Source organism: Legionella anisa (assembly GCF_001467525.1).
Classification (GTDB): Bacteria; Pseudomonadota; Gammaproteobacteria; order Legionellales; family Legionellaceae; genus Legionella; species Legionella anisa.
This window is the reverse complement of record NZ_LNXS01000022.1, coordinates 75634-99710: the sequence shown is the minus strand read 5'-3', so window position 1 is coordinate 99710 and position 24077 is coordinate 75634. Positions and strand designations below refer to the sequence as shown.

Here is a 24077-nt window from a genome sequence, read left to right as displayed (position 1 = left end):
TTAGCTTTCTACAAGGAATTTAGCGATAAATGAAATTGATCACCTTAAATTTATGGGGAGGCCACTTAAGAGAGCCTTTATTAAAATTTATCGACAAATATCGGGATATTGATATATTTTGCCTGCAAGAGGTGTATTACAATGCTCATCGCGCTGTAACTGAAGAGGATAAAGTTCTTAGTCTGAATATTTTTTCTGACCTACAACAACTTCTTCCTAATCATTTCCCTATTTTTAAACCTGCTGTTGAAAATATGTATGGAATTGCGATGTTATTAAAAAATGATATCGACATTTTAGGCGAAGGAGATATAAATATTCATCAAAAGCAACATTATCCAGGAATAGGATTAAATCATCCTAGAGATTTACAATGGGTAGAGTGTGAGATTAATAAAAAAATTTATTCCATTCTTAATGTGCATGGACTCTGGAATGGGCAAGGTAAAAAAGACACTCCGGAACGAATCAATCAGTCACAACGTATCCGCCATTTTATGGATACTATCAATACTCCCAAAATATTATGTGGTGATTTTAACTTAAGACCTGATACCCAAAGCATGCACATCATTGAACAAGGAATGAATAATTTAATAAAAATTAATCACATCAGCTCAACAAGAACTCGTTACTATCAAAAAGAAGAAAAATTTGCGGATTATATTTTAACTTCACCAGATATTGTTGTTAATGAATTCACTGTCCTGAGTGACGAGGTCTCAGACCATACTCCATTATATCTTGATTTTAATTAGTCAAATCTATGTAGCCTGGGTGCAGCGCAGCGGAACCCAGGTATTCTGAATTTGAATAAATTTCTTATGATCATGTAATGGAGGCGGGGTGAAGGCAAAACGGTAATTTGGAGAAAGCTTGTGCCAAGGAAAACCCGGGTTCTGCTGCGCTGCACCCAGGCTACTCCATTATAAAAGTTCTTTGCAGAATAAATGATTTTGTACCATTGCGATTACTTCACGATTTGCTTCTGGGAAATGCTCAGAAATTAATTCATGCTGATAAACCCATTTCATAGCCAATTGTCCTTCCAAGCATAAAGGTTCGCCGATATATTGACTAACAAGAAAAATAATTAATTTTACTGATTTATCAGAGTATTGATGTTTTACTTCACCGAGTAATTTGTAATGTTGAACTTCTATGCCAATTTCTTCTTTGATTTCTCGAATCAACGCAGCTTCTGGAGGCTCATTTACTTCCAATTTTCCGCCAGGAAATTCCCAACATCCTCCATGAGGAAGATGGAAAGGGCGTTGGGTAATTAAGATGCGTTGTTGTTCATCGACAATAACTGCTACGGCAACTGAGATATTCACGCCAAACTTCCATGACACGCTTTATATTTTTTACCTGAGCCACACGGACAAGGATCATTTCGACCAATTTTTTTCTCTTGTCGTCTGTATGTTTGAGATGAAGAAGCCTCCTCATCATGTTCATCAGCATAATTTCCGTGTTGCAAGCTCATTTTACTAACCTGCTCAGCACGTCGTTGCTCTTCAACTGCATTAACGTCTTCTTCAGTTTGAATTTCTACTGAAGAAACTAAACGAACAACATCATACTTTAAACTATCAAGCATGGTGGTAAACAAAGTAAACGCTTCTTTTTTATACTCTTGCTTTGGATCTTTTTGTGCATATCCACGCAAATGGATTCCTTGACGCAATTGATCCATTACTGCCAAGTGTTCACGCCATTGATTGTCCAAAGTTTGCAAAACTACGGATTTTTCAAACTGCGACATCGTAGCTCGACCCGCTTGCTTTACTTTTTCATCATATTTTCGTGCAGCAAGATCAAGAATTTTCTCTTTAATTTGTTCGGGCTGAATATGATGATCTTCTTCAATCCACTCGAGTACAGGAGCTTTAAGTTTGAATTCATCAGCCAAAATATCACTTAAAGATTTTGGATCCCATTGATCTTCCAAACTTTGGGGAGGAATATAAGTATCAACAAGATTCGATATCACTTCCTCTCGCATCATATTTAACATTTCCTCAGTATCGGTCATTTCCATGATCGAAGCGCGTTGGGTATAAATGACTTGTCGTTGATCATTTGCTACGTTGTCATAATCCAAAAGCTGCTTTCTCACATCAAAATGGTGTCCTTCAAGCTTACGTTGAGCATTCTCAATTGCTTTGGTTACAAGACTATGCTCAATAGGCTCTCCAGGCTTCATTCCCAAACGACGCATCATCGATGCTACACGCTCAGACGCAAATATGCGCATTAAATTATCTTCAAGAGATAAGTAGAAACGACTGCTTCCTACGTCACCCTGCCGACCTGATCGGCCGCGCAACTGATTATCAATTCGACGGGATTCATGACGCTCCGAACCTATAATTCTCAATCCTCCGGCGGCAATTACTTCATCATGACGTTTTTGCCATAACTGTTTCACAGCTTCTATTTCTTCAGCACGCGCATCTTCACCGAGTTGCGCCAAATCTGCAGATAAACTTCCACCCAAAACGATATCAGTTCCTCGACCCGCCATATTTGTAGCAATAGTTACCGCACCCGGACGACCTGCTTCAGCAATAATTTGTGCTTCTTTTTCATGGAATTTAGCATTAAGCACTTGATGTTTAATATTTTCTTTTTTAAGAAGCTGACTTAAAAACTCAGATGCTTCAATCGAAACAGTACCCACAAGAACAGGTTGCTTACGAGCAGTACACTCACGAATATCTGCTATAACTGCTTGAAATTTATCTTTTTGAGTCAAATAAACCAAATCAGCCTCATCTTTACGTACCATAGGTTTATTTGTAGGAATTACTACAACATCAAGATTATAAATTTGCTGCAACTCATAAGCCTCTGTATCCGCTGTCCCGGTCATTCCTGATAATTTATTATACATTCGGAAGAAATTCTGGAATGTAATTGAAGCAAGGGTTTGGTTCTCATTTTGAATGGAAGCACCCTCCTTAGCCTCAACTGCCTGATGTAAGCCTTCAGACCATCTTCGACCAGGCATTGTCCGACCCGTATGTTCATCGACTATAATAACTTGTCCATCCTTAACAATATAATCCACATCACGATGAAACATAGCATGAGCTTTTAATGCTGCATTGACATGGTGCATGAGCATAATATTGCTGGCATGATATAAACTGTCACCATGATCTAGAAGTTTTGCTTTAACCAATAACTCCTCTATATGTTGATGACCTGCATCAGTAAGATGCGCCTGCTTTTGCTTTTCATCAATAGTGTAATCCCCTTCACCACCCTCTTCTTCTTGTTTCTTCAAATGAGGAATCAATGAATTAATTTTAATGTAAAGTTCCGAGCTATCTTCTGCTGCCCCGGAAATAATCAGAGGAGTACGTGCTTCATCAATGAGAATTGAATCCACTTCGTCCACGATGGCAAAGTTCAACTCTCTTTGTACCTTATCTTCAAGACTAAATGCCATATTATCGCGCAAATAGTCAAAGCCATATTCGTTGTTTGTTCCATAAACGATATCACAACGATAAGCTTCTTGTTTTGCAGCATGTGACATATCAGGAAAAATCACACCCACAGTCAATCCCAAAAATTCAAATATAGGACTCATCCATTGACTATCGCGTTTTGCAAGATAATCATTCACTGTAACAACATGTACACCACGTCCAGTAATTGCATTCAAATATGCGGGTAAAGTTGCTACCAATGTTTTACCTTCCCCTGTGCGCATTTCAGCAATATTACCTTCATGCAAAACCATTCCACCAATTAATTGCACATCGAAATGACGCATACCCAAAGTACGTACGGACACTTCTCTTACTGTAGCAAAAGCCTCTGCTAACATTTCATCAAGGCTTTCTCCTTCTGCAAAACGTGCTTTAAAATGCTGGGTTTTTGCAGCTAACTCTGCATCAGTTAATGCTTGCATTTGTGATTCAAATGCATTAATTGCCACTACTGCCTTTTCCATACGCCGCAAAGTGCGCTCATTTCGGCTTCCAAACATTTTCTTAATCAACGTATTCAGCATGGCCTACATAATCCTCTGGAGATTTCAAATAACAAATTGGTTAATGTACTAAAATTTGGGGAAAAATACTATGAATACCTTTTAATTTAAGTGAATCTTCATGCTATAACTTAGTGAAGAGAGCGGTTTCTGACAAATCAGACGACTCAAATATTATTTTCCGCAATTTCCTCTCATATTATACAATATTTGGAAGCGAGTTGCTGAATAGATCTCCAGGGCTGTTGTCAATTCTATTATCTTGGCCAAAATGGCGTGATTGTATGTGCTCCGATACTCACATACTTCATGTATGCTGCGTTTCGGTGCTCTAAAATCACACCATTTTGGCTCAATCTAGCGAATTTTCAACAGCCCCTGGATTTCGAAATATTGATAGCAAAAGTGCAAGGGAGCAACAAAAGGTTATTGAATCTGGAATTCATAAAGTCTCTGTACATAATTCTACCTCCCGCAAATACTCACTTAATTCCTGCAATAAAGAAACATTTTTAGTCTGCAAAACACCCATCAACTTTTTTTTCCATTGACTTGCACCAGGTAATCCAAAAGCCAAATTAAATACAGGCTTAATTAGTATACTCAGGGAAACCCCTTTATTATATTCTTCGAATAAATAATTCAAATAGAGATTAAATACTTGGCTCCGAGTTTTCATTTGAGCCTCAGGAAAAAGTGCTTGATGTATTACTGCAATTTGAAAAGGATTATCACAGGCCAAACGGCCAAGCATCACTCCTTCAACATAGTGCAGATGTTCTTTAATTTCTTTTATATTCAATATATTACCATTAATCACTACCGGAATATTAGGAATTTCTTCCTTAAGGCGATAAACATATTCGTAGTTAACAGGTGGAATTGTTCGATTTTGTTTGGGGTTTAAACCGCTTAGCCAAGCTTTACGTGCATGTACAATAATTTTTTGTGCCCCTGCTTCAAGCAACTGATGTACAAAGTCACTAAAGAACTTATAACTGTCTTGATGATCTATGCCTATTCTTGTTTTTGCGGTAATGGGTATCCTCGCTCCTTGTCGCATGGCGTGAATACATGCTGCAACTTGCTTCGGTTCTTTCATTAAACATGCTCCAAAACGTCCTGCCTGGACTTTATTACTAGGACAACCAAGATTAATATTTACCTCGTCATATCCTTCTTGTTCTGCACGTTGTGCACAATGTGCTAATGCATCGGGATCAGACCCTCCCAGTTGGAGTGCTATTGGATGTTCTTTTACATTAAATTGCAAAGAGCGCAATGGGTTATTTTGTATCGCCCCAGTGGTTTGCATTTCTGTGTATACAAGTGCATGGGGGGCCAAAATACGCATAAAAACTCGAAAATGACTGTAAGTCCAATCAATCATGGGAGCAATGGACAAAGGTGAAAGCAGAATATTTGACACTATTATTGTTTCAATAAGAAAAAGACGATTATAACCCGAACTAAAAAATTATGTACAAAAATATGACTAGAAAAGGTAGAAATGTAGTCTGGGTGGAGCGCAGCGTAACCCGGGATTATAGGGTTATTGAACCTGGGTTACGGCTGCCGCCTCCACCCAGGCTATACAGCTGGCCCCGCGGACAAGCCACGGTGCGTAGACAGAAATGTGATTCAAAATTACTCTTGATTTACAGCATTCATTGCTTGGATAAGCAATTGGAGGCGTGTTCGACCTTGATAAAAATTGATATCCAACTTATATGCCGCATGCACGTATTTAACTCTATAGTTTGGCCAAGATTTTAAATCGACATTAAAAGCGATCGCATCCACTTGCTGGTTACCTTGTGTTGTCATCAAAGTCATTTTTAAATGATTCTTTCCTACTATGCGTTGATCCAATACTTCAAAAACATTATCAAAAACAGGTTCAACAAATTGTTGTCCCCATGGCCCTGCCTGTTGTATTAACTGAGCAATTTCAAGGCTAAGCTCTTCAGGCAGTAATGGACCATCAGTAAGTAATTCTCCTTCACATTGAGAAAAATCAATATGCTTCTTCACTTCCAAAACCAATGCTTCACGGAACGCTTCAAGAGCGCTTGGATGAATACTCAGACCCGCGGCCATAGCATGGCCACCAAATTTGTCGATAAGTCCCGGATGATCCTTGTCTATTGCTGCCAATACATCTCGAATATTTAAATCTGGAACCGAACGGGCAGACCCCTTTAATTCATCATCACTCACTTCAGCAAAAGCAATAACAGGTCGATGATAACGTTCTTTCATTCGCCCCGCTAAAATTCCAATGACTCCTTGGTGCCATGTTTTATCAAAAAGACATAATACAATAGGTAAGTGATTGCTATTGTAATCAGTACCAAGCGCAAGTTTTTCCAATGCAAGCATTGCCTGCTCTTTCATTTCCGTTTCAATTTGCTTTCTTTCTTCATTGAGTTCATCTAATTGCTGACAAAAATTTCTAGCTTGTTGCTGATCTGAAGTAATTAAACATTCTATACCCAAAGCCATATCGTCCAATCGTCCAGCAGCATTGAGTCTTGGCGCAATAGCAAATCCCAAATCTGCCTCTCTTAGTCGTGCACACTCACGTCCGGATACTTCAACCAAAGCTTTAATACCTACGCGGCAAAGACCTTGTCGTATTCTTGCCAAGCCTTGATTCACCATAATGCGGTTATTTTGATCCAGTCCTACAACATCAGCTACGGTACCCAAAGCAACTAAATCCAAAAAACTCGCCATATTGGGCTCAGCGATATTCATCTCGCCAAACCAATTGATGTTTACCAAATGTCTACGTAGAGCAAGCATGACATAAAAAATCACGCCAACCCCAGCAATCGATTTACTGGGGAATTTACAGTCCGATTGGTTCGGATTCACAATAGCATAAGCGTTAGGAAGCGTTTCGCCGGGTAAGTGATGATCAGTGATTAAAACATCGATATTTAATTGGTTTGCCCTTTCCACGCCTTCAATACTAGCAATCCCGTTATCTACAGTAATTATTAGCCCTGGTTTCCATTTGCTGGCTACTTCAACTATTTGTGGTGTTAACCCATAACCAAACTCAAAACGGTTAGGAACTAAATAGTCGATAAATTGGGCCCCCATAGCGCGTAAAGCGGTTATAGCAAGTGCTGTTGACGTCGCACCATCTGCATCAAAATCGCCAACCACCAAAATCCTATGTTGCTCACGCAATGCTGTCTCTAAGCGGATGCATGCTTTATCTATTCCTTTTAAACTATCAAAAGGTAATAAAGTTTGGAGTTGTTTATCCAACTGGGAAGGCTCAGTAATTCCTCTGCTTGCGAATATTCTCCTTAGTACATCAGGCATATTAGGTACGTTGAGCGTGTGTATTGGTTGAGGGCGTTGTTTAATAAGCATGTATTAGTTTTCTCCACAAACGAGCATACCAGCTATTAGCACTCGTAGAGTAAGCCAAATTATTCCAATACCAATGAACAGTCATTTTTTTTAATTCTTCTTGGTGCTGTTCACTGAGCATAGAAAATTCAGTGAGCAATAAAATCTGATAATCCTTAAGCATCACTGCTGGGCTATATAAGGTAACTTGAGTACTGCATATTTGCGCTAATGAATAAAAATGCTCATCAACACAAATTTTGATTGGTATTTTATCCTTCAGTTTCGCATCACCCCAAACCCATAATCCATTAGCCAAGGATTGATGGGATTGGGATGCAAAAAGCATTTGGCTTTCGGTAATAAATTTTTGCCAATGCATCGTCTTATCGAGTTGAGTTAATTCAGGCATTAATGATTGATGCAGCAAGCGGTAGGGAGGCTTTGCATTTACGGATAAATTTTTATGATTATTTAATAACCATGTTCCCGCATCATGATAGTAAAGGACTGTACCCTCTTCTGCCAGATACTGCGAAAATAAATTAAACCATAATTTAGACTCATGGTGTTCAAGTTGCAGATCTTTGCCCAAAGCAACGATCATTGCGTCATTATGTGTTGCTTCCCAATGCACGGGAGTCAACACAAGCCATCCTCCCTCTAAATTGTGATACTCCTTTAATAAATCAGCAGCAGGCGGATTTTCTGGATTATAGCCAAGACTCAGCAAAAAATTGAGCAGTACATTCCCTTCTGAATTCAGTGTCTTAGCCTTTTCAGGAATAGAACTACACTCTGAATCAATCACAACACGCATGTTTGCTCGGCCTTAATCAATCCATCTCTGCGAAATAATGATTTTAAGTTTCTTAATGCCTGACGTATGCGATCTTTATTTTCAATTAAACCGAAACGAACATAACCATCACCTTGTTGGCCGAAACCTATTCCTGGCGATACAGCTACATGAGCTTCTTTTAATAAATATTTACTGAACTCAAGTGACCCCATGTGTTGATAATGAGAAGGAATAGCAGCCCAAACGAACATGGTTGCTTTGGGTCGAGTAACTTCCCAGCCAATCTCATTTAAACCATCACAAAGGATATTGCGTCTTTTTTCATAAAGCGCTCTAATCTCTTGCACACATTCATCGGGACCATCTAATGCAGCAATTGCTGCAACTTGGATTGGTGTGAATGTGCCGTAATCTAAATAAGATTTAATCCGAGTAAGCGCCGCAACTAACTCTTCATTGCCGCAAGCAAAACCAACACGCCAACCTGGCATATTATAAGATTTAGACATCGAATAAGTTTCAATTGCTATATCTGTAGCTCCTGGTACTTGAAGTATTGAAGGAGCCTTATATCCATCAAATACAATATCAGCGTATGCCAAGTCATGAATAACCCAAATTTGATGTTTTTTTGCCAATTCGACAACTTGTTCAAAAAAAGAATAATCTACACAATGAGTACTTGGATTTGCTGGAAAATTAATTACCAATGCTTTCGGTTTAGGCAAGCTTCGATTAATTGTATCCTCTACAGATGCTAAAAATTGAGTTTCATTGATTAGGGGAATTTGTTTTACATTAGCGCCAGCAATAATAAATCCATACGTATGAATAGGATAAGCTGGATCGGGAACTAAAATTGTATCCCCAGGCCCGCTTATAGCTAATGCCAGATGTGCCAACCCTTCTTTAGACCCTATGGTCGCTAATATTTGGGTTTCACTATTTAACTGTACATCATAGTTACGTTGATACCAGGAAGCCATAGCTCTTCTTAGTCTTGGGATTCCTTTGGACATAGAATATCGATGAGTGCCTGGTTTTTGAACTGTTTCAATCAGCTTATTGACAATATGTGGTGGTGTTGGTTGATCTGGATTTCCCATACCGAAATCAATAATATCTTCTCCACGTGCTCGCGCTTCAGTTTTTAACTGGGTTAACGTGTTAAAAACATAAGGGGGCAAACGTTCTATACGCGGAAATTGACTCATAATATCGACCTCTGTAGTATACTTACATCTACGTATCATTCATTGAATCATTCTAAACCATGAATATCAATTTAGAATCAGCAGAACCACATGTAGTGCAAGCTTATAGTGATAACAAAATTCAGATTAATTCCATTGTTTATGAAAGCAGCTTAATTGTTTCTAAAACAGAAATCATTAGTGATCTGTCAATTAAAGACCTTCATGACATTGACGAACACTACATGAGCTTATTAACGCAATTTAAACCGGAAATTATCATCATTGGTCATGAACATACCGGAAAACTCCTACCCCTGTCAATTATGAAGGTACTTGCAGAGCAACGCATAGGTATAGAATGCATGTCTATAGGTGCGGCATGTCGAACTTACAATGTTTTATTGAACGAACATCGGGCTGTTGTTGCTGGATTTATCTTTAAATAAAAATGTAGCCTGGGTGAAGCGAAGCGTAACCCGGGTTATGGAAGCGTGATGTTTATCCAGAAACCCGGGTTACGGCTTCGCCTGCACCCAGGCTACAACTGTAAATTAAAGTTGTCTTCTCGCTTCAAGCACATTAGGGATTTGCCCTAATTTCGTTAGTAATCGGGAAAGACTGCTTAGGCCATCAACATCTACTGTTAAAGTAATATAAGCCATATTTTCCTGTTTGTTACTCTGGGTTTGCAAGGCATACACGTGTGCTTTTTCATTAGCAAGTAACGAGGTTACATCCTTTAGAAGTTCAGAACGGTCAAAAGCCTTGATTAAAATATCTACCACATAATTTTCACGTGTTGCACTTCCCCAAGTGACTTGTAGAAAACGTTGTTTCTGTCTTTCGTTCGCATGAATGATATTAGGACAATCTTGGCGATGTACGGATACACCACGACCTATAGTAATATAACCAATCACAGAATCACCAGGAACAGGCTGACAGCATCGTGCCATAAAGGTTAATAAATTACCCACTCCCTCAATACGTAAATCACTCCCAGTAATTTCTGGTTTTGCCTGAGGTCTGACAAATCGCTCAAGATTAAGTTCCGATGTGGCTGGTGGAGTGAGTTTGCTAATAATTTGACCTATTTTAATATCACCACGGCCAAGATTTGCATAAAGATCATCAAGTTTTTTGAAATGGAGTGCGACTGCAGCTTCATTAAGTTTATCGGATTTTATCCCTAAAGATTTTAATTCTTTGTCTAATAGCTCGCGACCATCCTGAATGTTCCGATCATAATCTTGCATTTTAAACCAATGTAAAACTTTGGCTTTAGCGCGAGACGTTTTGAGATAATTTAAATGGGGATTAATCCAGTCACGGGAAGGTTTACTTTCCTTTCCAGCTAGAACCTCTACTCTATCCCCAGTTTTTAGTTGATAAGTTAGTGGTACGATGTGACCATTAATGCGTGCACCACGACATCGATGCCCTAGATCACTATGTACGTGATAAGCAAAATCCAAAGGAGTTACACCATGGGGTAAATCGAGGACATCACCATCTGGAGTAAAAACATAGACTCTGTCTTCGAGAAATTCGGTAGTAGTGCTTTCAGGCACACCTTTATTACTTGCCATTTCACGATGCCAAGCCAATACATCCCGTAGCCATTCGATTTTACGTTCATGACTTTGTTTCTGTTTGAAACCGCCTTCCTTATATTTCCAATGGGCAGCAACTCCCATTTCAGCCAAATCATGCATATGAAATGTTCTAATTTGCACCTCAAAAGCTCTACCTTCCTGCCCTTTGACTGCAGTATGCAATGATTGATATCCATTCGCTTTGGGATTAATAATATAATCATCAAATTCAGCGGGGATTTGTTTCCAAAGTGTATGCACCATACCTAAGACTTCATAGCATTGAGGCTGGGTATCAACAAGAACACGTACCGCAGTGGCATCATATATTTCATCGAGCGATACATTTTTTCGGGTCATTTTTTTATAGATGCTATGGATGTGCTTTGACCGTCCATAAACAGCAAAGTGATCTATTCCGCTTGCTTTAATCTGTTCATTCAACTGAGCAACAATCGCATTAACAAAATTATCTCGCTCTAAACGTTTTGCTTTCAAGCCTTTGGCAATCGCTTTATAATCTTCAGGATGCAAATGCCGAAAAGCCAAATCTTCCATTTCCCATTTAATAGCCCCTATCCCCAGCCTATTAGCCAATGGAGCATAAATTTCCATCGCTTCGGTAGCCAGTTGCTTGCGTAATTCTTCAGATAGATGCCCTGCAGTTCTTAAAACACATAACCGTTCAGCAAGTTTAATCAATACAACGCGAACATCATCCACCATAGCCAACAACATTTTACGAAGATTATCAATTTGTTGTTTATTTTGTGGGTATTTATTTAATCCCTGAAAACTATGCATCGCGCTCATGCGCTCTATGCCTTTGACTAATTTTGCAATATTGGGGCCTAATTGCTCCGCAACATCATCAATCGATAAATCAGCATAATGTACGTTTTCAAAAATAATTGCTGCTGCAAGTGTTTCCTGATCAACCTCAAGATCTGCAAGCAAATCAGCCATAGACAAACCTTGTTGCAAACAAGATTGCCCCGTTTCTGTAGCATGTTCTTGTCCTGCAAGCTGGCTTAAAGTGCATGCACCACGAATGAGTTCAAGATTATCTAAATACCCCTTTGCGCCTAGCTGATGGAGCCACAAATCAACATCAATGCTTCCATCTTCACACAATGGAATAGTATCTTTTACTCGAACCATGAGTTTTATCCTTTTTCAAACAACGCAATCGACTCAACATGGGCAGTGTGGGGAAACATATCCATTACTCCCGCCTTTATCAATGTATAGCCTTTTTGGTTGACCAAAATATCTGTATCACGAGCTAATGTTATGGGATTACATGATACATAAACAATACGTTCCGGGTTTAGTGCATCGATTTGTTTCACAATTTCCAGCGCACCCGATCGAGGAGGATCAATTAATATTTTGTTGCAAGATTGCTGAACCAACTTTTTTACTTCTTTCACATCATCCAAGTTTGCAGCATAAAAATCTACATTCTGAATATGATTCAGTTTTGCATTCATATATGCTCGTTCAACCATAGTTTTACTGCCTTCCACTCCAAGGACTTTTGCGCAAAACTTAGCCATTGGAAGTGAGAAATTACCAAGCCCACAAAATAAGTCTAGCACTATATCTGTACTTTTTAAGTCCATTAGCTGCATGGCTTGTGAAACCATAGAGCGATTCAATGCAGAATTAACTTGGGTGAAGTCTGTTGGATGAAACAAAAAGGAAATTTGATAGTCTGGCAATTTATAAGTGAGGTATTCACTTGATTTGGCTGGGTAAAAACAAAATACCGTATCAGGAGAACCTGGTTGCAGAAAAATTTTATATTGATATTTTTCCGCAAATTCTTTGATTTTTAATTCATCGTCAAGACTCAAGGGAGCTAAGTTTCTGAAAATAAGGGCAATCTCATCGTCTCCCGCTGCAACTTCAATTTGTGCAATACACTGTTTGTCTTGCATTGAGTCAATCAGTTGCCTTAGTGGAATAATATCAGCATCAAGTTTTGCATTTAAAACTGGACATTGGGTAATCTCAGTAATGTAGCGGGGATTACTACGCTCTCTAAACCCAACCATAGCACTTTGTTTTTTCTCCACATAGCGTACACTTAATCGAGCTTTATTCCTATAATTCCAGTGCCCTGCAATTAAAGGTGACAACACGACTTGCGGTTGAGTATGGCCATATCGTAACAATAAATCCAATAATTGATCCTGTTTAAAATGAATTTGTTCTTCTTCGCTTACATGTTGTAATGAGCAGCCACCACACATTGAATAGTGAGGGCATTTAGGCTCAACCCGTAGAGAAGATGGTTCAAGAACGTTAAGCAAAAGACCTTCATCAAAATCTTTCTTTACTCTGATATATTGAAATTCCACTATTTCACCAGGTAAGGCACCCTGAATAAAAGTAGCTTTACCCTGAATCCGTGCAATACCTTTTCCATCATGACTTAAATTATCAATTTGAGCAGTTTGCGTCGCAGGATTTGGTTTTGATTTTGCTCTTCTCATGAACATATTCTCAACAAATAAATCATTAATTAACTAAATTAGTGTAGCAATCGTTGTGAGAAAGATTGCATTTTTCAAGATGTTAGAGAGTACCACAGGCGATTTATATTTGTCAGGTAATTTGTCATGACAATGTCCACGATGAACAAATTAACTACATAAACTCCCTATTTTTTTACTAGAATGGAGATCCCATCCTTTGAAACACTCTATTTTAACATTAAAACAGACTAAAATAAGGGATGGGATAATACAAAACTCTATAAAACTTATTCTTAATTTACCCAAAATTTTTTATATAGATCCTAATTAATTTTATGCAAAAAGCTAATAAATTCTTAATCTGCATTTTCTAAAATAGGTATAGAATTTTCAGTCAATAATTAATGAGTCATGAAATCAAAAATACTTATTCCTCTTAAACCAAAGGCAAAACAAGAACGTCAATCAGAAAGAATGTTCCAAGAAAGAGGATCTACTCTTTACAATTACTTTTCCTATGAGCAGCAACAAGCAGCCCAAATTAAAGTTGATGATAATGGACTCTTTTATAATGTAAAAAATGAGCGACTTAGTGGTTTATTCCTGTATGTGGTTTTACCTGACGAGCGTATTATTTTTGTGGAAGATAATGGAAAATTTTTTCATTCGGCTCTTGCCAATGGAAAAAAAGTGTTGGCTGCTGGCAAACTAGAGTTGCAGGAAGGAATGTTAATTAAAGTAAGCAATGAAAGTGGTCACTACATGCCCACAGATGAAGAAATGCGCTATATGTTAAGTAAGTTTCTTAGCTTATCCCAAAATATTAATCTAGTTTATGAAAGTCATTGCCGTGCAATTGAAGGAATTGTTCAACAACACTTGGTCTCTGATTTCTTAAAAAACACACATTCTATTATCAAGGAAGTAGAGGTAAATAAATATACAACTACTGAGGTTAATGATGATCATTATGAAACCGTTGGGACAAGATCACGATATGCTCGTAATCCAAAGTTAATAAATGATACTGATAAAAAAATAAATACAGATATGAATAGTAACAATCGTTTTTTCCAACCCTCTACCCAATCGCTAAATCAGAACAATCAGAATCTGGAAGAAAAAGAGAAAAACTGCTGTCAAAAATACTGTGTGATTATATAAGCACTCATAACGTGTTTTGGGTTAAATATTTTTGATGATTTGCAAGCCCAGCCTTCAAATAATAATCGTTATTTTGGTTAATTTTGTGGCATCTATAAAATGAGCTTATTTATCAAGTAATTCATAGTCCTATTCACAATGTTATCCACAGATTTTGTGGATAACAACGATTATTGCGTCATCAAAGTAAAAATAATTATCTCACTCTGCGTAAGGGCTAGATTATTTTTTTATGTAAAAATAAAAATAAAGATAGAATTTATAAAAAAAGTTATCCACAGGAAAGGGAGTTAGAGGATTTACAGAATTGGTCGTATATAATAACAAAGAAAAATTTAAAAAACAGTCTTGACAGAATACTTTTATAAAATTTTTTTAAATTGATTTATTTTAGATAGACAATTTTTTTTTCAACACAATTGCATCTTCAATATTGTTTTCTTCAATGTAATATGCTGGTTTAATTTCTATTTGCTCAAAGCCCATACCCTGATATAGATGTATGGCGGCTTTATTACTGGGTCTTACTTCAAGAATCACATGATCAATATACTGTGACTCAGTTAATGAGGTAAGTACTTGTTGCAAGAATTGCCGACCATAACCTTGTGATTGGAACGGTTTAGCAATACAGAAATTTAAAATATGACAGCAATTATTACTGTGCCTAGAAATAATATAACCACAAATCATTAGGCTATTTTCTAAATTTACTTCAAATACTCGACAATCATATCCTACACGTACACAATCTCTTAAGATATCTCTATCCCAAGGGGCAATATGCACTTCTTTCTCAATTGCATAAACAGCATCAATATCTGATTCCGTCATACGCCGAATATTAAAAGTCATCCCTGCTGCTCCAAATAAATAATCGTAGCCTGGGTGCAGCGAAGCGGAACCCGGGTAGATATGCATTTAATTTCCCGGGTTCCGCTTCGCTGCACCCAGGCTACGTATTACCAGTTATTCAGTACTTTTTTTCTTTTTTGGCAAATAAAGATCAGTAATTGTTCCTTCAAATGCCTCTGCTGCTTGAGCAATGGTTTCAGAAAGTGTTGGGTGAGGATGTATTGTCAAAGCAATATCTTCAACATCACAACACATTTCAATAGCCAATGACGTTTCAGCGATTAAATCACCTGCATTAACTCCTACAATGCCTGCACCCAATATTCGATTAGTATCTGGGCAGAACAGTAATTTAGTCATGCCTTCTTCCCGTCCCATGCTGAGTGCGCGACCACTGGCTGCCCAAGGGAAAGTGGCTTTTTCATAACGAATATTTTTCTCTTTTGATTCTTTTTCAGTTAAACCTGTCCAAGCAAGCTCTGGATCAGTATAGGCAACACTAGCAATACATTTAGGATCAAAGTAATGCTTTTTACCCGCAATAACTTCTGCAGCAACTTTTCCCTCTGGAATTGCTTTATGCGCAAGCATTGGCTGTCCAACTACGTCACCAATAGCAAAAATATGTGATACATTTGTTCTTTGTTGATTATCTACTTTAATGAAACCACGATCATCAACTTTTATTCCTGCTTTTTCTGCATCAATTTCACCACCATTAGGTTTTCTTCCAACTGAAACAAGAACTTGTTGAAAGCAAAGAGGCTTATCTGTTGCATGCTCGCCTTCCATAGAAACATAGATACCCTCTTTTTTTGCTTCAACGGCAGTTACTTTAGTTTTTAAAAGGAATTTGACTCCTTTTTTCTGCATGCGCTTTTGCAAAACATTTACCAAATCAAAATCGGCACCAGGAATCAGCTGATCCATAAATTCGACAACAGTTACATCGACGCCTAAGGACGAATAAACAGTGGCCATTTCTAAACCAATAATTCCGCCACCTAGAACCAATAAACTGCCTTTGATGTCAGCAAGCTCTAAAGCACCTGTTGAGCTGAAAATACGTTTATCTTCAGGGATAAAAGGTAAATTAATCGATTCAGAGCCTACGGCAATAATTGCATTTTCAAATTCAACTTCCACAGAGCCATCTTTAGTAGCCACAGTCACTTGATGCGTGCCAGAAAACTTACCTTTTCCTGTAACTACTTCAACTTTGCGTTGCTTTGATAAAGCCTTCAAACCGCCTGTTAATTTGGAAACAACGGAGTTTTTCCATGCAACGATTTTTTTATTATCCAGCTTGGGTTTACCAAAGCTAACACCTTGCTCAGACATTTCATGAGCTTCCTCTACAACTTTAGCTATGTGCAATAATGCTTTAGAAGGAATGCAGCCTACATTTAAGCAAACACCTCCTAGGGAATCATAACGCTCTACCAATACAACTTTTTTTCCCAAATCTGCTGCTCTAAATGCCGCTGTGTATCCACCAGGGCCACTTCCCAATACAACGACATCTGTCTTTATTTTATTAGCCATTACACAAGCCTCTTTCATTTTAGATATTATAAAAAACTAGAGTAAAATTCGTCTTATATCACTTAAACACTCACAAATAAAACGAGTAAAACGTGCCGCCTCTGCTCCATCTATAACACGATGATCATAGGATAAGGATAAAGGCAACATAAGTCTCGGTTGAAATGTACCATTTTCATAAACAGGTTTTATTTCCGAGCGAGATAATCCAAGGATTGCCACTTCAGGACTATTCACTATTGGCGTAAATGCAGTGCCACCAATACCGCCTAAACTGGAAATTGTAAAACATCCTCCTGCCATATCTGCGGGCATTAATCCTTTATCTCGAGCCTTAGTACTTAATCGTGTCATTTCAGTTGCAATTTCAGCAACACTTAACGTATCAACATTTCTAATTACTGGAACTACCAAACCGTTAGGTGTTTCTACTGCAATACCTATATTGCAATATTTTTTATAAATAAGATTAGTACTGGTAGCATCTAAGGACGCATTAAACTGTGGGAACACTTTTAGCGCTTTACTCACTACAGCACAAACAAACGCAAGCAATGTGAGCTTATATCCCTTTTCTTTTGCATGCTCTGCTTCAGACTTTCTAAATGCCTCGACATCAGTAATATCTGCCGCATCAAATTGCGTTACATGAGGGATTGTTATCCATGATCGGTGGACATTAACACCAGTAAGCTTTTTAATTTTATTAAGAGGCTTGGTTTCAATTTCACCAAACTGAGTAAAATCAATCATTGGATTAGGCGGAATACCGAAGGTTCCTTGACCCGGTTGCTCACTTAAACGAGTTTTCACATAAGTTTGCACGTCATCTTTAGTAACACGATCTTTGCGACCAGTACCTTTAACCTCAGTCAAGTTTACACCTAACTCTCGAGCCATGCGTCTTACAGCAGGACCTGCAGCAATAACCTTTGAGGATACACTATCAATAAAAACAGGCTTCGGTGAAACCTCTTCGCTTTTTTTTGCCGGCTCTACTGAGCTTGAAGGTTCAGGAGCACTTACTGGCTCTTGCTCAGCTGGAGTTGTTGTACTTTCAGCTTTTGCTCCATTTTCTGCAGCAACTAAAAGGATCAAATCTCCTTCAGATACCTTATCACCTACTTTAAGGTTCAGCTTAGTGATTTTACCTGCAATGGGAGAAGGAATTTCCATACTGGCTTTATCTGATTCCAAAGTAATAAGTGGTGTATCCAGTTCAATTTGGTCCCCTACCTGAACCATAACTTCAATCACATCAACTTGGGTTGCACCACCAATATCAGGAACTTTAACCTCTTTTATACTTTCTGATTTATTTTCTTGCGCAACTTGAGTCTTATTTACCTCTTTGTTTTCAGATTCTTTTTTAGTCGCTTGAGTTTTATTTTCTTTTTCGGTATCTGATTTTTTTTCAACCGTGGCCAAAAGAATCACATCGCCTTCGGATACTTTATCCCCTATTTTAATCCTCAGCTTTGTGATCTTCCCTGCAACTGGGGAAGGAATCTCCATACTGGCTTTATCTGATTCCAAAGTAATGAGTGGTGTATCGATTTCGATCTGGTCCCCTACCTGGACCATTATTTCAATCACATCAACCTGAGTCGCTCCACCAATATCAGGAATCTTAACTTCAATTTCGTTTGACATGTCTTTCCTCAAAAGATTACTCAGTATATTCAAGTGATGACTGTAATGGAAACACATTTAAATCCGTGTTGCTTGCTCCACTACAATCACAGCTGGAATTACCAAGCCTACTATATACTTTTTAATGATTAACCGGATTCAGTTTATCAGGATCAATTTTATAGCGCTTAATTGCATCCACAACTTTGGATTTATCAATACTTCCTTCCGCAACTAAAGCATTTAATGCCGCCAAAACTATAAATTTAGCATCTACTTCAAAGAAATGGCGTAAACGTTCACGCGTGTCACTTCTTCCATAACCATCAGTACCCAAAGTTACAAAATGATTCGGTACGAAAGGTCTAATTTGATCTGCATATATTCGTAAATAATCAGTTGCAGCTACTACAGGTCCAGGTCTGCCTTTTAATTGTGTGGCTACATAGCTTTTTTGTTCTTTTTCTTGAGGATGCATTGCATTATAGCGTTCTACAGCCAACCCATCCCTTCTTAATTCATTAAAGCTTGTTACGCTCCAAATATCTGCAGTCACCGAGTAATCTTCTTTTAACATTTCTGCTGCTTTGATTACTTCACGCAGTATGGTTCCACTTCCCATTAGCTGGACATGTTGCTTGGATTTTTTCTTACTTTCTTGCAATAAATACATTCCTTTAATAATGCCTTCTTCAGCTCCTTTTGGCATATCCGGGTGCGTGTAGTTTTCATTCATTACAGTAATGTAATAAAAAACATTTTCCTGTTTTTCATACATACGGTACAAACCATTTTGAATGATCACAGCAAGCTCATAAGCATAGGTAGGATCATAAGAGATGCAATTTGGAATCGTTGACGCATATAAATGGCTATGACCATCTTGATGTTGTAATCCTTCGCCAGCCAGGGTCGTGCGTCCAGCAGTTCCACCTAACAGGAAACCTCTGGCTTGCATATCCCCTGCAGCCCATGCCAAATCACCAATACGCTGAAATCCAAACATCGAATAATAAATATAAAATGGGATCATGGCTAATTTATTTGAACTGTATGAGGTCGCTGCTGCAATCCACGAACAAAAAGCTCCTGCTTCATTAATTCCTTCCTCAAGGATTTGCCCATCTTTAGCTTCGCGATAAAACATGATTTGTTCATGATCTACAGGTGTATAAAGCTGACCTACAGGAGAATAAATACCAATTTGTCTGAATAAGCCTTCCATTCCAAACGTCCTACATTCATCAGGAACAATTGGAACAATACGTGAACTGATCTCTTTATTTTTCAGTAACACTGAAAGAATACGTACAAAAGCCATTGTAGTTGAAATTTCACGATCACCTAGTCCCTTAGTAACGGATGAGAAATCAGCCAAAGCAGGAACTTTAAGAGGTTCTGTTTCTGTAGAACGCGCAGGTAAATAACCGCCCAACATTTCTCTTTGTTTTTTGATGTAGTTTATCTCGGGACTATCATCTGCCGGTTTATAAAACGGGATCTCTGCAATTTGATCGTCACTGATAGGGATACTGAATCGGTCTCTAAATGCCTTCAATTGCTCCACAGTCATTTTCTTCTGCTGGTGTGTAATATTTTGCCCTTCACCAGCAGCTCCCATTCCATAACCCTTAATTGTTTTTGCTAAAATAACCGTTGGGGAACCTTTATGCTCTACGGCCTTAGCATAAGCTGCATAGACTTTTTGAGGGTCATGACCGCCTCTATTCAATCTCCAGATTTCTTCATCTGTATAGTTTTCAACCATTTTCTTTAATTCTGGATATTGATTAAAGAAATGTTGTCTCACATAGGCGCCATCGTTTGCTTTGTAAGCTTGATAGTCGCCGTCAACACACTCTTCCATACGCTTTTGTAACCAACCATCTTTATCGCGCGCAAGCAATGGATCCCAACGACCACCCCAAATAACTTTTATTACATTCCAACCGGCACCACGGAATAAACCTTCAAGTTCTTGAATGATTTTACCATTACCACGAACTGGTCCATCGAGTCTCTGTAAATTACAATTCACAACAAAAATAAGATTATCGAGCTTCTCTCGCGCAGCAATGCTTAAGGCACCAACTGACTCAACCTCATCCATCTCACCATCCCCAAGAAAAGCCCATACTTTTCTATCATCCAGTTTGATGAGTTCTCTATTTTCCAAATATTTTAAAAATCGTGCTTGATAGATAGCTTGCAATGGCCCCAACCCCATAGATACAGTAGGAAATTGCCAAAACTCACTCATTAACCAAGGATGGGGATATGAAGATAGACCATCCACCTCTACTTCTTGCCGGAATTTATTTAATTGCTCTTCAGTAAGTCGCCCCTCAAGGAAAGCACGTGCATAAATACCAGGAGAAGAATGGCCTTGAATGTAGATTAAATCCCCACCATATTCACCCTTTGGCCCTTTAAAAAAGTAATTAAACCCTGTTTCATATAAAGTAGACGAAGAGGCATAAGATGCAATATGCCCCCCAAGTTCAGGAGCATATTTTCCAGCCCGCAACACCATTGCCACAGCATTCCAGCGAATTAAGGCGCTAATACGCTTACCCATACCTTCATCCGGTGGCATTTGCTTTTCTTCGTGAAGCTTAATTGTATTTCTATAAGGTGTATTAATTGAACTGGTTAAATTAACCCCCTCTGTATTTGCTTTATTAAGAAGCTGCTTTAAAAGAAAAGCGCCACGCTGTGGACCATCATTGATTAATACAGCTTGCAGGGCATCCAGCCATTCACGCGTTTCTATAGGATCCAAATCTAAATTAGTTTCATTTGCCATGAAAGTGTTCCCCGAAATCTATTAAATACAGTAAGGTACAGCCTGTAATTTTTTTGGAATTACACCCGTGCAACCTTTCTTACAAATTGCGAAATCTGATAAGCAATCGCATGTTACTTTGCGGCATTGTAGTGGATCGCGGTAAGAATTCAACTCACGCATCACCTTTTTACCCTCAACTCTTTTTTCATGCACATATTTTGCAAAGTTTTTTTCTGCAACCCGTTGTGATATATAAGAACAATTGGGGCAATTATTAATGCAATTTTGTTTACAAAACTCAAAATGCTTCACACAAGTCATATTGCATTGCGCCAATGCCTGCCCTTTAAGGGCATTTTGTTGTAATCCCTGACAACCACAAAGTCCTAATATTATAGTGCAACAAATCAGACGTAAAAAAGAATTCATATAGGTCGTATCCGCAATAAAGATTGTGTAGATTATGTGCTTCAGTTCAATACTAGGGTCTAGAAACAATTCTACTAGCTTGACCAAAATGATGCGATTCTATGAACTGCGATACACATACTTCACGTATGCTACAATTCGCTGCTATAAAATCACACCATTTTTGGACTCAATCAAGCAAATTGACAACAGTCCCTAAATTTTAACTCATAAATCAAAACTACAGCCACGTAACTAATGTAAATAAAGCAATAAAAACCAACATAACAATGATTGCATGTTCAACCAAACTTTCTGCTACAGGCATAGGAGTTTCTTCCGCTTCATTTGTTCCAACTGCTAACAACCCGCATACACGTAACATATCATTATTCATATCAGGTTTTGCAAAAAAGTAACTGGTAAACGAGGAAAAAGCGCGTTGAAAATTTCCTACAAGTAAAAAAAGTAGCACAGTTAATCGAGCAGGTATCCACTCAAGCAAATCGGTTACTTCATTTGCCTGCTCACTAATGTAAGTAAAATCACGGCATAAAGTGATCAAACGATAAGCTAAGGCTCCAATAGGACCAGCAATGACATACCAAAATACAAGAGAAAATAATTGTCTATTGACTAAAATAAAATAGTCTCCTACGAGTTCCTGATTCGTCTTAGTATCTGATTGTACTATTGGATAAAAGACATTTTGAGGACCTAGGCAATAAAAGAAAATTATGATACTTAAAAGAAAACCTATCAATCCAAATAGCAGATGATGTAACAATAAGTAAATTATCGATACAAGCAGTACAATAGGAACTATTATTAAAGCCAAAAGCACCCAGGGGTTAGAACCGTGTTTATTGGTGAACATCTTTATCTTTTGGCAGTAATCAGAAAACCAATAAAAACGTTGGTAAGAAACAGAGTGAATCAAAAAGCGTTCGCTCAATAAGCACAATAATATAACTAATAATTTCATTATTTAATCCTTACGCATTTTATCAGAAAGTGCAATGGGGGTTGGGTATTTCAATACAACAAAATATGATGAAACAATAAATGTTAAAATGGTAGTTGCTTGAATTAAATTAGAAGCTTTGTCCGAAATAAGCTCGGTGCTTAAAGCAATACTGGCAACAAGTAATGAAAACTCACTTGCTTGCCCCAAACGAATACCCACCTCTTTTGCAACATGTTTTTTTTCACCGGATTTACCAAGAAGTAAGTAAAATAGAACCGGTTTAAATAGTAAAACTAAAAGAGATAATATAAGCGCAGGAATAAGCACTTGCTGTGCTAAGCCAAAATTAAAAGTCGCTCCGATTGAAAAGAAAAACATCACCAGGAAAAAATCCCTTAGAGGTTTTAGGCTCTCAGCAATAAAAAGAGAAATAGGACTTGCTGCCAGAGCTACTCCAGCCAGGAAAGCACCAATATCTTCTGAAAGACCTATTTTTTGTGCAAGAACAGACATCCCCAAGCACCAACCAATAGATAACAGAAATACATATTCCTGAGTTCTATCAAAACGAGCCAGTAATCGGATCAAAACATATTTCTCAACAGTAAAAGCAAAAAGAATTAATGCAGGTAAATCAATACCCACTAAAATGATATCATCGAACGAGAAGCCACCTGTTTGTTGCGCTCCATGAATTAAGATCAGTACGATAATTGCAATAACGTCCTGCATCAATAACACGCTAATCATTACTTCACCAGTATGTTGATGGTGCAAGATGGTTGTCGGTAATAATTTCAATCCAATAATTGTGCTTGAAAACATCATGGCACAACCCACAATCCATGACTCAGTCACACTTAAGCCAAAAAATCTGCTAATCCAATATGAGGTTACAGCAAAAAGAACTGAACTAACCAAAGCAATCCATGTAACTTTCTTTAACATATGGACGAGATTTTGGGGTTGCAAATGCAGTCCGAGGAGAAACAATAGGAAGGCTATCCCAACATCACCAATTTGCTTGACAATAGTCACATCAGACACAAGCCTTAATCCCCATGGACCAAAAACGGCTCCAAGAAGAATATAAGCAACGAGCAAAGATTGTTTGGTATAAAGAACCAAGGTTGAAAGAAATGCAGCGCCTGCGAAGATTAAGAATATTGTATAAAATACAGAGCTTTCATGCATTGATTGAGTACCTCAATATTAAATATAACCAACCTTATTTTGAAAATTGTGGCTCTGATAAAGCGCAATA

The 24077-nt window shown here is 38.0% G+C and carries 17 protein-coding genes; 3 read left to right on the top strand and 14 right to left on the bottom strand.

The genetic code is table 11. From position 1 onward, the window contains the following. Positions 1-29: 29 nt before the first annotated feature. Positions 30-758, top strand: coding sequence for an endonuclease/exonuclease/phosphatase family protein (locus tag Lani_RS07745; protein ID WP_019232239.1), 729 nt, complete (start codon positions 30-32; stop codon positions 756-758). A gap of 168 nt (positions 759-926) precedes the next feature. Here Lani_RS07745 and mutT read toward each other — a convergent pair whose 3' ends face one another. The 6 genes from mutT to alaC all read right to left on the bottom strand — a co-directional run bounded on the left by mutT (position 927) and on the right by alaC (position 9394). After that, entirely contained in the window at positions 927-1337 is a 411-nt protein-coding gene (gene mutT / locus Lani_RS07740) for an 8-oxo-dGTP diphosphatase MutT (protein ID WP_019232238.1), read from the bottom strand. Beyond that, positions 1334-4030, bottom strand: coding sequence for a preprotein translocase subunit SecA (secA, locus tag Lani_RS07735; protein ID WP_019232237.1), 2697 nt, complete (start codon positions 4028-4030; stop codon positions 1334-1336). Before secA ends, mutT begins: the two co-directional genes overlap by 4 nt. Before the next feature lie 421 nt (positions 4031-4451). Beyond that, positions 4452-5438, bottom strand: a complete 987-nt coding sequence (gene dusA, locus Lani_RS07730) for a tRNA dihydrouridine(20/20a) synthase DusA (RefSeq protein ID WP_019232236.1) — start codon at positions 5436-5438, stop codon at positions 4452-4454. Between the two features lie 218 nt (positions 5439-5656). Then, the gene (recJ, locus tag Lani_RS07725; protein ID WP_019232235.1) at positions 5657-7399 is read right to left on the bottom strand and encodes a single-stranded-DNA-specific exonuclease RecJ; all 1743 of its coding nucleotides are present in this window, start codon (positions 7397-7399) and stop codon (positions 5657-5659) included. Further along, positions 7389-8198 carry a hypothetical protein gene (locus tag Lani_RS07720; protein WP_019232234.1) on the bottom strand — a complete coding sequence of 270 codons (810 nt, stop codon included), beginning with the start codon at positions 8196-8198 and terminating at the stop codon, positions 7389-7391. The genes recJ and Lani_RS07720 overlap by 11 nt, the downstream gene beginning before the upstream one ends. Continuing rightward, entirely contained in the window at positions 8186-9394 is a 1209-nt protein-coding gene (gene alaC / locus Lani_RS07715; protein WP_019232233.1) for an alanine transaminase, read from the bottom strand. Before alaC ends, Lani_RS07720 begins: the two co-directional genes overlap by 13 nt. A gap of 59 nt (positions 9395-9453) precedes the next feature. Between alaC and Lani_RS07710 the strand changes: the two genes are divergently transcribed. Further along, on the top strand, positions 9454-9822 hold the full coding sequence (locus tag Lani_RS07710; RefSeq protein ID WP_019232232.1) for an Mth938-like domain-containing protein: 369 nt from the start codon (positions 9454-9456) through the stop codon (positions 9820-9822). A 105-nt stretch (positions 9823-9927) separates the two neighbouring features. On the opposite strand, the gene relA is transcribed toward Lani_RS07710, so the two are convergent. Then, positions 9928-12132: a GTP diphosphokinase gene (relA, locus tag Lani_RS07705; RefSeq protein ID WP_019232231.1), complete on the bottom strand. Its 2205-nt coding sequence runs from the start codon at positions 12130-12132 to the stop codon at positions 9928-9930. A gap of 5 nt (positions 12133-12137) precedes the next feature. Continuing rightward, complete coding sequence (gene rlmD / locus Lani_RS07700) at positions 12138-13472, bottom strand: 23S rRNA (uracil(1939)-C(5))-methyltransferase RlmD (RefSeq protein WP_019232230.1); 1335 nt, start codon at positions 13470-13472, stop codon at positions 12138-12140. Positions 13473-13865: 393 nt separating this feature from the next. Between rlmD and Lani_RS07695 the strand changes: the two genes are divergently transcribed. Next, positions 13866-14618 carry a hypothetical protein gene (locus Lani_RS07695; protein WP_019232229.1) on the top strand — a complete coding sequence of 251 codons (753 nt, stop codon included), beginning with the start codon at positions 13866-13868 and terminating at the stop codon, positions 14616-14618. Positions 14619-15008: 390 nt separating this feature from the next. Here Lani_RS07695 and rimI read toward each other — a convergent pair whose 3' ends face one another. The 6 genes from rimI to Lani_RS07660 all read right to left on the bottom strand — a co-directional run bounded on the left by rimI (position 15009) and on the right by Lani_RS07660 (position 24007). Continuing rightward, a complete protein-coding gene (gene rimI, locus Lani_RS07690) occupies positions 15009-15473 on the bottom strand; it encodes a ribosomal protein S18-alanine N-acetyltransferase (protein WP_040521951.1) in 465 nt (154 codons plus the stop codon). 114 nt (positions 15474-15587) lie between these two features. Further along, the gene (gene lpdA, locus Lani_RS07685; RefSeq protein ID WP_019232227.1) at positions 15588-17018 is read right to left on the bottom strand and encodes a dihydrolipoyl dehydrogenase; all 1431 of its coding nucleotides are present in this window, start codon (positions 17016-17018) and stop codon (positions 15588-15590) included. A 36-nt stretch (positions 17019-17054) separates the two neighbouring features. After that, on the bottom strand, positions 17055-18671 hold the full coding sequence (gene aceF, locus Lani_RS07680) for a dihydrolipoyllysine-residue acetyltransferase (protein WP_019232226.1): 1617 nt from the start codon (positions 18669-18671) through the stop codon (positions 17055-17057). Between the two features lie 121 nt (positions 18672-18792). Next, positions 18793-21456 carry a pyruvate dehydrogenase (acetyl-transferring), homodimeric type gene (aceE, locus tag Lani_RS07675; RefSeq protein ID WP_019232225.1) on the bottom strand — a complete coding sequence of 888 codons (2664 nt, stop codon included), beginning with the start codon at positions 21454-21456 and terminating at the stop codon, positions 18793-18795. Positions 21457-22087: 631 nt separating this feature from the next. After that, positions 22088-22831, bottom strand: coding sequence for a regulatory signaling modulator protein AmpE (gene ampE / locus Lani_RS07665; RefSeq protein WP_019232223.1), 744 nt, complete (start codon positions 22829-22831; stop codon positions 22088-22090). Between the two features lie 3 nt (positions 22832-22834). After that, positions 22835-24007, bottom strand: a complete 1173-nt coding sequence (locus tag Lani_RS07660; RefSeq protein ID WP_058388496.1) for a cation:proton antiporter — start codon at positions 24005-24007, stop codon at positions 22835-22837. Positions 24008-24077 lie beyond the last annotated feature (70 nt).

Coding starts and splice junctions, on each gene's coding strand:
- Lani_RS07745 (WP_019232239.1), top strand. CDS start 30: ATGAAATTGATCACCTTAAATTTATGGGGAGGCCACTTAAGAGAGCCT.
- secA (WP_019232237.1), bottom strand. CDS start 4,030: ATGCTGAATACGTTGATTAAGAAAATGTTTGGAAGCCGAAATGAGCGC.
- recJ (WP_019232235.1), bottom strand. CDS start 7,399: ATGCTTATTAAACAACGCCCTCAACCAATACACACGCTCAACGTACCT.
- Lani_RS07720 (WP_019232234.1), bottom strand. CDS start 8,198: ATGCGTGTTGTGATTGATTCAGAGTGTAGTTCTATTCCTGAAAAGGCT.
- alaC (WP_019232233.1), bottom strand. CDS start 9,394: ATGAGTCAATTTCCGCGTATAGAACGTTTGCCCCCTTATGTTTTTAAC.
- Lani_RS07710 (WP_019232232.1), top strand. CDS start 9,454: ATGAATATCAATTTAGAATCAGCAGAACCACATGTAGTGCAAGCTTAT.
- relA (WP_019232231.1), bottom strand. CDS start 12,132: ATGGTTCGAGTAAAAGATACTATTCCATTGTGTGAAGATGGAAGCATT.
- rlmD (WP_019232230.1), bottom strand. CDS start 13,472: ATGAGAAGAGCAAAATCAAAACCAAATCCTGCGACGCAAACTGCTCAA.
- Lani_RS07695 (WP_019232229.1), top strand. CDS start 13,866: ATGAAATCAAAAATACTTATTCCTCTTAAACCAAAGGCAAAACAAGAA.
- rimI (WP_040521951.1), bottom strand. CDS start 15,473: ATGACTTTTAATATTCGGCGTATGACGGAATCAGATATTGATGCTGTT.
- lpdA (WP_019232227.1), bottom strand. CDS start 17,018: ATGGCTAATAAAATAAAGACAGATGTCGTTGTATTGGGAAGTGGCCCT.
- aceF (WP_019232226.1), bottom strand. CDS start 18,671: ATGTCAAACGAAATTGAAGTTAAGATTCCTGATATTGGTGGAGCGACT.
- aceE (WP_019232225.1), bottom strand. CDS start 21,456: ATGGCAAATGAAACTAATTTAGATTTGGATCCTATAGAAACGCGTGAA.
- ampE (WP_019232223.1), bottom strand. CDS start 22,831: ATGAAATTATTAGTTATATTATTGTGCTTATTGAGCGAACGCTTTTTG.
- Lani_RS07660 (WP_058388496.1), bottom strand. CDS start 24,007: ATGCATGAAAGCTCTGTATTTTATACAATATTCTTAATCTTCGCAGGC.